The 12526-nt window shown below is 70.4% G+C and carries 11 protein-coding genes; 2 read left to right on the top strand and 9 right to left on the bottom strand.

The window, feature by feature from the left end; translation table 11 throughout:
- Positions 1–55 precede the first annotated feature (55 nt).
- The 9 genes from OHA68_RS36100 to OHA68_RS36060 all read right to left on the bottom strand — a co-directional run bounded on the left by OHA68_RS36100 (position 56) and on the right by OHA68_RS36060 (position 9257).
- Positions 56–418: a nucleoside triphosphate pyrophosphohydrolase family protein gene (locus tag OHA68_RS36100; protein ID WP_327104241.1), complete on the bottom strand. Its 363-nt coding sequence runs from the start codon at positions 416–418 to the stop codon at positions 56–58.
- Between the two features lie 21 nt (positions 419–439).
- The gene (locus tag OHA68_RS36095) at positions 440–1465 is read right to left on the bottom strand and encodes a saccharopine dehydrogenase family protein (RefSeq protein WP_327104240.1); all 1026 of its coding nucleotides are present in this window, start codon (positions 1463–1465) and stop codon (positions 440–442) included.
- 116 nt (positions 1466–1581) lie between these two features.
- Positions 1582–2466 (bottom strand): helix-turn-helix domain-containing protein, encoded by an 885-nt coding sequence (locus OHA68_RS36090; protein ID WP_327104239.1) that lies wholly within the window; start codon positions 2464–2466, stop codon positions 1582–1584.
- A gap of 53 nt (positions 2467–2519) precedes the next feature.
- Positions 2520–2882 (bottom strand): nuclear transport factor 2 family protein, encoded by a 363-nt coding sequence (locus tag OHA68_RS36085; RefSeq protein WP_327104238.1) that lies wholly within the window; start codon positions 2880–2882, stop codon positions 2520–2522.
- A gap of 9 nt (positions 2883–2891) precedes the next feature.
- Positions 2892–3950 carry an aldo/keto reductase gene (locus OHA68_RS36080; protein WP_327104237.1) on the bottom strand — a complete coding sequence of 353 codons (1059 nt, stop codon included), beginning with the start codon at positions 3948–3950 and terminating at the stop codon, positions 2892–2894.
- A gap of 96 nt (positions 3951–4046) precedes the next feature.
- Positions 4047–4880, bottom strand: coding sequence for a helix-turn-helix transcriptional regulator (locus OHA68_RS36075; protein ID WP_327104236.1), 834 nt, complete (start codon positions 4878–4880; stop codon positions 4047–4049).
- Between the two features lie 427 nt (positions 4881–5307).
- Positions 5308–6420 carry a serine hydrolase domain-containing protein gene (locus tag OHA68_RS36070; RefSeq protein WP_327104235.1) on the bottom strand — a complete coding sequence of 371 codons (1113 nt, stop codon included), beginning with the start codon at positions 6418–6420 and terminating at the stop codon, positions 5308–5310.
- Between the two features lie 418 nt (positions 6421–6838).
- Positions 6839–7969: a serine hydrolase domain-containing protein gene (locus OHA68_RS36065; RefSeq protein WP_327104234.1), complete on the bottom strand. Its 1131-nt coding sequence runs from the start codon at positions 7967–7969 to the stop codon at positions 6839–6841.
- Between the two features lie 358 nt (positions 7970–8327).
- A complete protein-coding gene (locus OHA68_RS36060; RefSeq protein ID WP_327109602.1) occupies positions 8328–9257 on the bottom strand; it encodes an NADP-dependent oxidoreductase in 930 nt (309 codons plus the stop codon).
- 139 nt (positions 9258–9396) lie between these two features.
- Between OHA68_RS36060 and OHA68_RS36055 the strand changes: the two genes are divergently transcribed.
- Complete coding sequence (locus OHA68_RS36055; RefSeq protein ID WP_327104233.1) at positions 9397–10491, top strand: GlxA family transcriptional regulator; 1095 nt, start codon at positions 9397–9399, stop codon at positions 10489–10491.
- A 433-nt stretch (positions 10492–10924) separates the two neighbouring features.
- On the top strand, positions 10925–12424 hold the full coding sequence (locus OHA68_RS36045) for a M28 family peptidase (RefSeq protein ID WP_327104232.1): 1500 nt from the start codon (positions 10925–10927) through the stop codon (positions 12422–12424).
- Positions 12425–12526 lie beyond the last annotated feature (102 nt).

Here is a 12526-nt window from a genome sequence, read left to right as displayed (position 1 = left end):
CCGGCGTTTTGCGCGGTCGCGCCGGTCACGGTGCTGACGCTGTGCTGTCCGGACTTCACTGACCGTCCCCAGGGGCGTCGTGCAAGGTGGTGCGCAGGCCGGTGTCGATGCGGTCCATCGTGGCCTCGTACGCCTCGGGGAGGTCGACGCCGAGCTTGTCGGCCAGGACGAACGCCCACCAGAGACACTCGGCCAGCTTGTGCCGGAGTTCTGCGCCCACGTCGCCGTCGATGTCCCAGGTGTGTTCGGCGGCCAGCACCAGGCGGCCGACGTAGGCGGCGTCATTGGTGAAGCCGACCGCGAGTTCCGGCAGCGTCCAGGTCCTGCCCAGGAGGCGTTGTTCGAGCTGTTCGTAGTGGGCTCGCACGCGCAGGGCCGTCTCGGCCGCCCCGGCCAGGCCGTTCGGGTTTTCGCTCATCAGATGTTCCCTTTCCGGTGATCAGAAGTCGGTGATGCGGGTGTCGGCGATGGACAGGGCCAGGCCGGGGCCGTAGGCGGAGGCCGGTGATTGGAAGCCCGATTTGTAAGAGCCGGCCAGGACCCGGCGGGCGATCTCCACCGCGGAGAGCTGGGTGAAGCGGTAGCCGGTCGGCGTGTCGATGAGGGCGCGGGCCACGGTGCCGTCGCGGCCGGTCGCCTCGGCGATGACCTTGCTGCGGCCCACCTGCCGTTCGGCCGCCGTGGGGCCGTCGGGCAGGACGGTCAGGTCGAGGTCGATGGGCAGGGGCTGCCCGCTCTGGACGTACACCTCGATGTCGGGCGCCCCGGTGGAGACGTACGCGGTGATCAGGTCGCCCATCGGCGCGGACACGCACTCCTCCGGACCGCCGTCGCCGAAGTCGAAGGGGGCGCTCTTCGGCACGGGCAGCGTGACGATCTCGCCGCCGGCGCGGACGAGGGCGCCGAGGCCGCCGATGCCCTCGGCGGCGCTGGCGATGGAGCCGCGGGAAAACAGGTTCAGCCCGGCGGCCTCCTCGGGGGTGGCGCTGAGCAGCTTGAGCGCGATCCGCAGCCGGACGGGCTCGGTGACGCGGGCGGCGGCGTACGCGGCGACGCAGTCGCTGGGTACAACGTCCCTGCCGGTGCCGGACATGACCATGACCCCTGCCGCCGCGGCCTCGGCGTCGCGGGCCTGGGTGGCGGCGAAGACGTCGTACTCGGCGGTGGTGTCCAGGTAGTGCACGCCGGCCGCGACGCAGGCGTCCAGCAGCGGGCGCGCCGTCACGCGGAAGGGACCGGCCACGTTCAGCAGGACCGCCACCCCGCGCAGGCCCTCGCGCACCGCCGCCGGATCGTCGAGCGGGAAGGCGCGGCCCTCCACGCCGAGCTCGCCGGCCAGGGTCGTGACGCGTTCTTCGTCGCGGCCGGCCACGATGAGGTGGAGGCCCAGGTCACGGGCGTATTCGGCGACGAGCCGGCCGGTGTAGCCGGTGGCTCCGTAAACAAGCAGATCACTTACTGTCATTGCGAAGCTCCGTATTGTGGCGACATGGTTCACGCTAAGGCCAGACGCGGGCAAGATCACTTCTGGACGGTCCGGCCGCCGTCATTTCTGGTCAAGGAGAGTGCGGGACGTGGCGGTCAGGTGGCCGGGGCGTCGACCGCCGGCGTGGTCCAGCTGGCCAGCAGGCGCAGTTTGTCCTGCGATGGGGAACCGCGTTCGGCGGTGTAGACGATGAGGCTCTGGTCGTCTCCTGGCAGGGCCAGCGTCTCGTAGTGCACGGTGAACTCGCCCACGGCCTCATGAAACAGCCTCCTCGTGCCTCGGTGGTTCAGATACAAGCGGTAGTCCGCCCAATAGCGGGCGAACTCGGGTGCGCCGAGCAGCACCTCGCCGAGGAGCCGCTCCAGCCGGTGGTCGGCGCCCCTGCCGTCGGTGAGGCGGCGCAGGGCGGCAGCGACGTGCGGGGCGATGTGCCGCCAGTCGGGGTGGACGATCCTGGCGCGCGGGTCGAGGAACGTCCATCGGGCCAGGTTGCGCTCCTTGACCGGCAGCCGGTCGAAATCGCCGAACACGACTTTGGCCAGATCGTTGGTGGCCAGGACGTCCAGCCGGGGTCCGTGCAGCAGGGCCGGGGCGTCGAGCGCGTTCATCATCGCGATCAGAGCCGGGCGCACCTTGACCATTCCGGAGGCCACTCCGATGACCGGCCGCCGGGCTGCGGGGCGGGCCACGGGGCCGCCGAAGGTGTCCTCCACGAGGGCGCGAAAAGTCAAGCGATCGCATCCGGCCAGCTCAAGCGCATCCTCGACGGCCCGGATCACCTCGGCGGAGATCCGGGCCGCGCGGCCCTGCTCCAGCTTGGCGTAGTACGCGGTGCTGATGCCGGCCAGCGCGGCGACCTCCTCCCTGCGCAGCCCGGGCACCCTGCGCGGTGCCAGGGAGGCGGGCAGGCTTGTCCGCGCGGGATCAAGCGCGGCCCGGCGCGAGGCCAGAAAGTCCCCCAAGAGATTGGCGCCCGTCATGTCCTCCTTCCTGCGCCATCGATGCCGGGACCTTTGCCGCCCACCCGACGGCGTCAGGTCCCGGCCTCGTTGTTCCACATGCGGAAAGTGCTGCAGCGCCCGTCGCCGGCGAAGGTGACGACCCACAGGTTGTCGAACGTGCCGAGTTCGGTGTAGACGCCGGTACCCCGGACCGCCGCGGTGTCTCCAGTGATCATGAGCGGGATCCAGTCGAAGTCCCAGCCGCCTTCCTGCCAGGGCCGGCGCGACAGCCAGCCCTTGACGATCTCCTCGCGGCCGGCCCAGGCGGTCTCGTACGGCCACTCGTGGTATTCGGCGTCGGCGGTGAACAGGGCGGCGATGTCGGCAGGGTCGCAGGTGCGCCAGGCGTGTACATAGCGCTCGACCCAGGCGGTGAGCTGCTCGTTCGTCGGCATCGGTCCTCCTCAGCGGACGAACGCCTGGGCGGCCAGGCCGTTGACGGTGGTGTCGCCCTGCTGAAAGCCGACCATCGAGTCGATCAGGTTGTACGGGTAGTTCAGGGCGGGCGCGGTCAGAGTGTCGAGCCGGGTCGCCTGCTCGGTGGTGAGGGTGACATCGAGCGAGGCGAGGTTGGCCTCCAGTTGCTCGATCGTGCGGGCGCCGATCAGGGTGGAGGTGACCTCGGGCCGATGGCGGACCCAGGCCAGTGCGACCGCGGCCACGCTCGCGCCGTGCTCGCCGGCGATCTCGGAGAGCGCGTCGAGCAGGACGAACGTGGACTCGGTCAGGTGCGGGCCGGCGTAGGCGGCGCGCCCGGAGCCGGTCACCTGCGTGGTGGCCCGCGAGTACTTGCCGGACAGGGCGCCGCTGGCCAGCGGGCTCCACGGGGTGACGCCCAAACCGAAGCGGCGGGCCACGCCGAAGCTCTCGCCCTCGACGCTGCGGGCCAGCAGCGAGTACTCGACCTGCAGCACCGCGACCGGCTCCCAATCCCGCAGGCGGGCGGCGGTGGTGGCCTCGGCCACCTGCCAGGCGGGCACGTTGGACAGGCCGATGGCGTGCACCTTCCCGGCCCGGACCAGGTCGGTGAGGGTGGACAGGGTCTCCTCGATCGGGGTGTGCCGGTCCCACTGGTGCATCCAGTACAGGTCGACGTAGTCGGTGTTCAGCCGCCGCAGCGAGGCGTCGAGCTGGGCCCGGATCGCCTTGCGGCCGGCGCCGCCGCTGTTGGGATCGTCGTGGGCCATGCTGCCGCCGAACTTGGTGGCCAGCACCATGCGATCCCGGACGCCCGGGCGCTTGCCGAAGTACGCGCCGAGCGTGGCCTCCGAGGCGCCGCCGTTGTACATGTTGGCGGTGTCAACGAAGTTGCCGCCGGCCTCCAGGTAGCGGTCCAGGATCGCATGCGACGTCTCGGGGCGCGAACCCCAGCTGCTGTCGTTGTCGAAGGTCATCGCGCCAAGCGCCAGCGGGCTGACCCGCAGGCCGGAGGTGCCCAGCGTGCGATATGAGGTAAGGGACATCAGGTTCCTCAGGTGTGCGGTGCGTGTTGTTCCGCAAACCACCTTCCTCCCTCACCAGCGGCTGAAGAAGGCCGCCTGAGAGTGGGTGTGCGGCACCTAGGAACGGCTCGGCGCCGCGACCGTCCGGGCCGCGGCCAGCCGGGCCACGGCCTCGGCGCTGCGGCTGCCCGGCTCGGGCGTGCCGACCAGCAGCTGCTGACCGGGCGCGTCGCTGACGTCGAAGGTCTGATAGGTCAGCTCCACCCGCCCGGCCTCGGGATGCACGAACACCTTGAAGGTGCGGCTGAGCTCGCCCACGACCTGGTCATGCCACAACGCACGGAACGCCCCGGACACGCCGAGCAGCTCTTCGACCAGGTCCTTGATCCGGCGGTCATCGGGGAACCGGCCGGCGTGCAGCCGCAGCGCGTGCACGGTCTTGGGCACCACCTCGTCCCAGGTGGCGAACACGACCTGGGCCTGGGGATGAGTGAACAGGATCCGGACCATGTTGGTCTCGTCGCCGAAGGGCGACAGCAGGGCGGCGGCGACCGCGTTCGTGGCCAGCACGTCGAAGGCCGGGCCGAGGACGTAAGCCGCCGACGCCGGGAAGGCGTCCAGCAGCCGGGCCAGCGCCGGATGAACCCGCGCGCGATCGGCATCGGGCCCCACGCCCGGGTTCAGACCGGCCAGCCGGTACAGGTGTTCGCGCGAGTCGTGGTCCAGGCGCATCGCGCGACTGATGCCCTCCAGCACCGGAGCCGACGGATTACGCTCCCGCCCCTGCTCCAACCGGGTGTAGTAGTCGCTGCTGACCCCCGCCAGCACCGCGACCTCCTCCCGGCGCAACCCCGCCACCCGGCGCTTGGCGCCCGACGGGAACCCGACCTCGCTGGGCTCGATACGTGCCCGATGCGCCTTCAGAAACTCGCCGAACTCTGTGGTCTTCATGCTGGTCACCCCCACCCGAACCTATAACCCCCCGCACCAAGCACCGCATTTCCGGCAGGAGCATCGCCTCCCGCTGGCCGCTCGCACTGCCCGCGGTCCGCTTGTGCAAGCCCTTCCCGAGCTTGCCGTGGCCGCCACCGACCAGGAGGAGCGCCTCTTCCTAGGTGCGTGCGCTTCTCCGCCAGCGCCTCCCGCGCTTGGGAGTCCAGCCGGCCGGAAGAACTGCTCGAGTTCGGCCCCCGACACCTCGGGCCGGAACCGGCGATAGCGGACCACTTGCTCCATCTGTGAGGAAATCCACAGGCATGAGAGGCCGCCTTTGTAGCGCCACAGTCCGGTCCGATCCTCCCCGGAAGGCTACCGGCGCATCCACCGGCTCGAGTTGGTGAAGCGGCGCGACGTCTATCAGGCTGCGCCGAGTGGGGCTTCAAGCCGTCGGGCAGAGGACGGCTTCGACGGTTTTGATCACCACGGGGACGATGGCGCTATCGTCGGCGGTGCTGCGCGTGACGGAGATGGCGAACTGCTGCCGGCCGTCGGTCGAGGCGAAGGTCAGTGTGGTGAGGCCGGGCGCCGAGCCACCGAGCATCTGGCCTTTGAGTTTTCCTCCGCACAGGCCCGTGCCCTGCTGTGCGCTGCCACCTGTGAGGACCTCCTGCAGTGACGGCGGCAGCAGCCTGCCCTGGTCGAAGGCCCGCCGGAAGGCGCTGACGTCATGCGTGGTCGAGATGACGCCGCCGGCGCCGTTGCCCCAGCTGGCGTTGAAGCGGTGCACATCACGCGAAGTGCCGGTGGAGTCGGGGTAGTAGCCGTGCCCGTGCGGGCCCTTGATGCCCTCCGGGGGCTTGGTGGCCTGGTAGGTCCCGGTCATGCCGAGCGGGCGGAAGAGACGCCGGTCGAGCTCGCGGGCCAGGGTGTGCCCGGTCACCTTCTCGATGATCATGCCGATGAGGGTGTAGTTGATGTTGGAGTAGGTGTACATCTCGCCCGGCTCGCCGGTGCGCGGCCGGCCCCGCGTCATCTTCACGAGGTCGATGGGCCGGTAGTAGGTGGTGAAGTCGAAGACGTCGAAGGCCGGGGCGGTCGAGCCACTGTGGTGGAACCAGTCGGGGACGCCGGAGGTGTGCTGGACCAGCTGCTGGACGGTGATCTCGCCGGCCCGTTCCACCAACCCGCCGGCGGCCACCTCGGGCAGCAGTTCGGCGAGCTTGTCCTCCAGGCCGAGCCTGCCCTCCCTGACGAGTTGGAGGAGCACGGTGGCCACCATCGTCTTGGATTGCGAGCCGATACGGAAACGGGAGTCCGCCGGGATGGTCCCGCCCTTGCCGTTGAGCAGCCGCGACCCGGCGGTGCCCCGGCCGGCGAGCTCGCCGGCCACGTACGCACCGCCAATGGCGCCCACGACGCCGGGCGTCGCGGCCAGGGCCTCCATGGCCCGCTGGACGTCGCCGATCGCGGTGGCGCCGTTGGCCATCGCGGGCAAGGTGGTGGCCAGCAGCAGGCCTACCGCAGTCGCGGCGGCAACAGACAGGCGTTTCACGACAAGAGCTCCTTCGAAAGGGACGGAAGGGCAAGAAAGGCGCGGCGGTTCGGGTGATGACCTGCCGTGCCGGCTCGCTGATGGACGTCACAGAGATGTTGCCGTGGGACACGCCGCCGGACTGGGAGGCCGGCGCGGGCGGGGTGGGTGGCGCACCGTCCCGCTGGCCGCGCGCGAGGGCGGGCAGGTCGGCGGCGGCGCGGAAAGACCCCCATGATGCTGAGCCGCTCGTTGCAGGCGGAACGCTCCGGCTCTCGGCGCCGCCCCGCTGCCGGCGTGCGGGAAAGGTCTCTAGGTCATCCGGCCGGCCTCACAGAACCGTGCCGCGTATGTGCCACGGCCGCCCAGAGGCTTCCCAATCTTCAGCCGCACTCGGCCATGATGATCCGATCACGTCTGCCATGTGCGGCTGGAACGATCACGTCGCGGGACAGAACAGCGATTTGAGGGCGTTGGTGATACGCGTCGACACGGTGCTGCGCTCGTCGTTGTCCATGGCCAGGGTCAGGGACACGGCGAACTGCACGCGGCCGTCGGATGAGGTAAGGGTCGCGGCGGTGAAGCCGGGGGCGCTACCTCCGCCTCCTGCGGCGAACTCGGGGTTGCCGGCGCACGGGCCGCCCGCGGGCGGCGGCGTCTGGCCGGGCGGCGGGTCGGTGACGAGCTTGCTCAGGGACGCCGGCAGGAGCTTGCCCTGGCGGAAGGCGCGCTGGAAGGTGCTCGCGTCGCGCGTGGTGGAGATCACACCGCCGGCGCCGAGCAGGGTGGTGGCGTTGATCTTGTCGGCATCGCGCATCCTGCCCGTCTCGTCCGGGGCGTAGCCGTGCCCGTGCGGGCCCTTGATGCCCTCGTTCGCCTTGGCGGGCAGGTAGGTGTGGCGCATGCCGAGCGGGACGAAGAGCCTCCGGTTGAGTTCGGCGGCCAGTGACCTGCCGGACAATTTCTCGATGATCATGCCGAGCAGGATGTAGTTGGTGTTGGAGTAGTCGAAGGTCCCGACTTCCACGCGGCGTGCGTTCTTGCGCGAGGCCGCCAGCAGGTCGGTCGGGCGGTAGTTGCGCGTAGGGCTCGAGGTGTCCGGGCCGATGTAGTCGGGGATGCCCGAGGTCAACTGGACCAGATGGCGTACGGTGATCTCGTCGGCTCGCTCCACCAGGTCTTTCTTCGCCACCTCCGGCAGGACCTCGCTGAGTTTGTCCTCCAGGCTCAGCTTGCCTTCCTTGACCAGTTGCAGCGCCACGGCTGCGGTCATGGTCTTGGTCTGCGACCCGATCCGGTAACGGGCTGTCGATGGGATCGCGCCGCCCTTGCCGTCGAGCAGGCGGGACCCGGCCGATCCCTTTCCGACCCGCTTGCCGTCCACGTACACCTCGCCAATGGCGCCCACCACGTGGCCCGTTTCCACCAAGGCTTCCATCGCCTGCTGCACGTCCCCGACCTTGACGGGGGCGGCAGCTGTCGCGGCGGTGGCGGGCGGCGCCGCGCTCAAGACCAGCGCCGCGCACGCCAGTGAGGCTGCGCCAGTGAACGTCGTTCGACGAAGAATCATGAAGTCTGCCTCTTCCAACCTTGAAGACCGAGATGTCGAGCCACAAGTTCTAACGAGAGGAGTGTTTCTTCAGCGTTAACCCCAAAAGCGCAGCTCCGCCACGCCGGTCCGTGGCGTCGCTCCCCCTAGGCAAGAGCCCACCGACATCACTCGCCACTCTGGTCGCTTTCGCCGCGGCCATGGCCCCGCAGTCGGCCGACGACGCGATCGAGGTGTTCGACCAGGCGGTTGGCGATCTGCTGCGCACCTCATCGGCGACATCGCCCGCGAACCGGACGAAGACTTCCAAGAAGAACTGCTGCAGCGCTACGCCACCATCCGCCGCTTCCTGCCCTGCCCTGCGCCGGAGCCATCCGCCTCAGCGCACGGTGATGACCAGCTTGCCCGTGGTGCGGCCCGTCTCCCCCAGAACGTGGGCCCGAGCGCCTTCGGCGAGGGGGAAGGTGGCGGAGACGTGGGCGCGGAGCCTGCCCCGGTCGACGAGGTCGGCGATGGCACGCATCCCGGCCTGGTCGTGCTCAACGATCAGGGTGACGGCGCGGACCTGTGCCTTCTCGGCCGCGGCTCGGGTGTCCTCGGCGCCCGGCACCAGGGAGATGAGAACGCCGCCGGGGCGGAGCACGCCCACGGAACGGGTGGCGGTCTCCCCGCCGAGGGCGTCGAGGACGATGTCGTAGCGCTCCTCGGTGTCGGTGAAGTCCTCGGAGCGGTGGTCGATGCAGGCATCCGCGCCGAGCTCGCGCAGGAAAGCATGCTTGGGGGCGCTCGCCGTCCCGGTGACATGAGCCCGGCGTTCTTTGGCGATCTGTACGGCGAGGTGACCGACACCGCCGGCCGCGGCGTGGATCAGCACCCGCTGCCCGGCCCGCAGGCCCGCGGTCTCGACGAGGGCCTGCCAGGCGGTGAGCGCGGCCAGCGGCAGAGCGGCCGCCTGGATGTGGTCGATCCCGGTGGGCTTGGCGACGAAGGCGCGGGTGGGACCGGTCACGTACTCGGCGTGGGAGCCGGCCCCATACGGGTATGGCAGCATGCCGAACACCTCGTCACCGGGCTGGAAGAGGGTGACGCCCAGGCCGGTCTCCACCACGGTGCCGGAGACGTCCCAACCGAGGATCAGCGGCGGGGGTGGCAGGAAAATACTCAGGGCGCGGTGCTTGAAGTCCGTGGGGTTGAGTCCGGCCGCGTGCACGGCGACGAGGATCTCCCCGGGGCCGGGCGCGGGCCGCGGAAGCTCGGTCAACCGCAGCACCTCAGGGCCGCCGAGGGCCGTCTGGTGCAGGGCGAGCATCACAGGGGCGCTGTGCGGGGCAGCAGGGCCCGGGGAGCTGAGATCGTCAAGGGTGTCCGTTGGAGTCATGCCTCGATCCTGGCCCTACGGTCCAGCCCGGGGCGATGGCAAGAAGGTCAGCCTCCGATACATTCTTGCCATGTCCATCGACCCTGCCGCCCACCGCGTTCCCCGCGCTCTCCCCGCGTCCGCCCGGGACCGTGACCTCGCTGATCGCGCGGCCGAACTGGACCCGGCCCCGCGGCCCGGCGCGCACAAGGTCGTCGTCCTCGCCCTCGAGGGCGTCTACCCCTTCGAACTCGGCATCCCGCACCGGGTCCTGGGATCCGCCGATGGCCGCTACGAGGTGCTGTCCGCGAGCGTGGACGGGCGACCCGTACGTACCGACGCGGACCTGACCGTCACCCCCGGGCACGGTCCCGAAGTGCTGGCCGAGGCGGACACCGTGATCATCCCTCCGTACGGAATCTCGCCGGCCTCGGCCGCCGCCCCGGACCCGCAGGCCCTGACCGCCCTGTCCCGTATCCGCCCCGGCACCCGCCTGGTGTCCATCTGCACCGGCGCTTTCCTGCTGGCCGCCGCCGGTCTCCTGGACGGACGCCGAGCCACCACCCACTGGGAGCTCACCGACATCTTCCAGGAACTGTTCCCCCGGGTCGAGCTGGATGCCGGCGTGCTCTTCGTCGACCACGGTGACGTACTGACCTCCGCGGGGGCGGCGAGCGGTGTCGACATCTGCCTGCACCTGGTGCGCCAGGACCACGGCAGCGAGGTCGCCAACCAGGTCGCCCGCCGCTGCGTCGTGCCGCCCTACCGGGAAGGCGGGCAGGCGCAGTACATCGAGCGGCCGCTGCCGCCGGTGAGCGAAACCGGCACAGGACCGACCCGCGACTGGGCCCTGCAGCGGCTGGAACTGCCGCTGTCGCTGGAGGAGTTGGCCGCGCACGCGGCGATGAGCACCCGCACCTTCGCCCGGCGCTTCCGGCAAGAGACCGGTCTGAGCCCCGGCCGCTGGCTGACCCAGCAGCGGCTGAGGCGGGCGCGGCACCTGTTGGAGTCCAGCGACCTGCCGGTGGACCGGGTCGCCCATGAGGTCGGCTTCGCCACCGCCACCTCGCTGCGGCGGCACCTGGCAGCGGAGACGGGGGTCGCCCCATCGGCGTACCGGCGCACCTTCCGCGTCTCGGATCCGGCCGCGGGCCACGTCAGGGAAGCATCAGGACCTGGGCGCTGAGAGGTCGTTCTCACGCAACGCAAGAGCGGGCCTGCCCTGCTGCTGAGACTTGCATGGTGCGAGATGCGGCACTGTGACGGACTCAGGACCATCGCTGAGCGATGTTCTTAACGGCATCCCGACAAGTGGCGGATCGAACAGCACATCACCCGGCTGGGCCTGCCGGCGACGTTCCTGCGCCCGGTCTCCTTCATGGAGAACCACACCGGTCCTACCACCCGCACGACGGCGCCGTGGCCACTGCGGTCGTGGCGATTCGCGGTGACGGTGCGAGATCGGGTCTAGGCGACATCCCTTTGTGACATTACGTTCCTTGCAGCACCATCTCGGGGGATTGTTCCTGTCCCGTCAGATCCCGATGGAGGCACCTCACGCGGCATCCTGCACCTGCCGCACGCTCTCACCCTGCTCCTCACAACCCCAGAGGAATGGCATGAGATCACGACTGCTCGCCGTCATCACCACCGTGACCCTGGCCTTAGCCAGCGCCCTCATCGGCGCGCCGGCCCAGGCCACGACGGCGCTCGCCGCGCCCGACATCCCGCTGGCCAACGTCAAGGCCCACCTGACCCAGCTCCAGTCCATCGCGACCGCCAACGGCGGCAACCGCGCCCACGGCCGGCCCGGCTACCTCGCTTCCGCCAACTACGTCAAGGGCCGACTGGACGCCGCCGGGTTCAGCACGACCCTGCAGTCGTTCACCTACAGCGGCGCCACCGGCTACAACCTGATCGCCGACTGGCCGGGCGGCGACCCCGACGACATCCTCATGATCGGCGCCCACCTCGACAGTGTGACCGCCGGGCCCGGGATCAACGACAACGGCTCGGGCAGCGCCGCGATCCTGGAGACCGCGCTGGAAGTGTCCCGGCAGGCTCTCCAGCCCGCCAAGCACCTGCGCTTCGCCTGGTGGGGCGCCGAGGAGCTGGGGCTGCGCGGCTCGCAGCACTACGTCACCAACCTGTCCGCGACCGAACGGGCGAAGATCAAGGGGTATCTCAACTTCGACATGGTCGGCTCGCCCAACGCCGGCTACTTCCTCTACGACGGCGACAACTCCGACGGGGTGGGCTCCGGCCCGGGACCCGCCGGATCGGCCGAGCTGGAGAGGGTTCTGCAGGACTACTTCACCTCCATCGGCGTGCCCACGCGCGGCACCGACTTCGACGGCCGCTCCGACTACGGCCCGTTCATCTCCCGCGGCATCCCGGCGGGTGGCACCTTCACCGGCGCCGAGGGCATCAAGTCCAGCGCCCAGGCGCAGCTGTGGGGAGGCACCGCGGGGCAGGCATTCGACCCGTGCTACCACCGCGCGTGCGACACCACGGCCAACATCAGCGACACGGCGCTCGACCGCAACGCCGACGCCGTGGCGTACGCCGTCTGGACGATCGGCACCGCCACGCCGCCCGTCGTGGTCTGGTCGGACGACTTCGAGACCGATCGGGGCTGGACGCCGGTGGCCGGTACGGCCACGAGCGGCCTGTGGGAGCGTGGCGACCCGGAGGCCACCACCTCCAGCGGCGCCAAACAGCTCGGCACCACGGTCAACGGCGTCAACGACCTGGTCACCGGACGGCTGGCCGGATCATCGGCCGGCGCCCACGACGTCGACGGCGGCGTGACATCCATCCAGTCGCCGCCGATCACGTTGCCGGCCGGGGCGCCGAAGCTGTCGTTCTCCTGGTACCTCGCGCACGGCAGCAACTCCTCCAGCGCCGACTACCTGCGGGTCAGGGTGGTCGGCAGCACGACGAGCACGGTCTTCCAGCAGCTCGGCGCCGCCACGGACCGTGACGGCGCCTGGGCGGCGACGACCGTCGACGTGTCCGCTTTCGCGGGGCAGAGCGTGCGGGTGCTGGTCGAAGCCGCCGACGCCTCGGCTGCGAGCCTGGTGGAGGCGGGCGTCGACGACGTGAAGATCCTCCAGTAACCGGCGACGGCGGCGCGATCCGGTCTCCGGCCCGGATCGCGCCGCCGTTCACGGTCCCACCTCCGCGCGGGGCGCCGGCCACGGGTGACAAGGGCGGGAGGC

Origin of the sequence: Nonomuraea glycinis, from assembly GCF_035920485.1 — a bacterium.
Classification (GTDB): Bacteria; Actinomycetota; Actinomycetes; order Streptosporangiales; family Streptosporangiaceae; genus Nonomuraea; species Nonomuraea glycinis.
The sequence above is the reverse complement of the archived record's forward strand: the minus strand, read 5'-3'. Positions and strand labels throughout refer to the sequence as shown.

Bases quoted from the DNA above. Each gene is read 5' to 3' on its own strand.
- OHA68_RS36100 (WP_327104241.1), bottom strand. From the start codon at position 418: ATGAGCGAAAACCCGAACGGCCTGGCCGGGGCGGCCGAGACGGCCCTG.
- OHA68_RS36095 (WP_327104240.1), bottom strand. From the start codon at position 1,465: ATGACAGTAAGTGATCTGCTTGTTTACGGAGCCACCGGCTACACCGGC.
- OHA68_RS36090 (WP_327104239.1), bottom strand. From the start codon at position 2,466: ATGACGGGCGCCAATCTCTTGGGGGACTTTCTGGCCTCGCGCCGGGCC.
- OHA68_RS36085 (WP_327104238.1), bottom strand. From the start codon at position 2,882: ATGCCGACGAACGAGCAGCTCACCGCCTGGGTCGAGCGCTATGTACAC.
- OHA68_RS36080 (WP_327104237.1), bottom strand. From the start codon at position 3,950: ATGTCCCTTACCTCATATCGCACGCTGGGCACCTCCGGCCTGCGGGTC.
- OHA68_RS36075 (WP_327104236.1), bottom strand. From the start codon at position 4,880: ATGAAGACCACAGAGTTCGGCGAGTTTCTGAAGGCGCATCGGGCACGT.
- OHA68_RS36065 (WP_327104234.1), bottom strand. From the start codon at position 7,969: ATGATTCTTCGTCGAACGACGTTCACTGGCGCAGCCTCACTGGCGTGC.
- OHA68_RS36060 (WP_327109602.1), bottom strand. From the start codon at position 9,257: ATGCTCGCCCTGCACCAGACGGCCCTCGGCGGCCCTGAGGTGCTGCGG.
- OHA68_RS36055 (WP_327104233.1), top strand. From the start codon at position 9,397: ATGTCCATCGACCCTGCCGCCCACCGCGTTCCCCGCGCTCTCCCCGCG.
- OHA68_RS36045 (WP_327104232.1), top strand. From the start codon at position 10,925: ATGAGATCACGACTGCTCGCCGTCATCACCACCGTGACCCTGGCCTTA.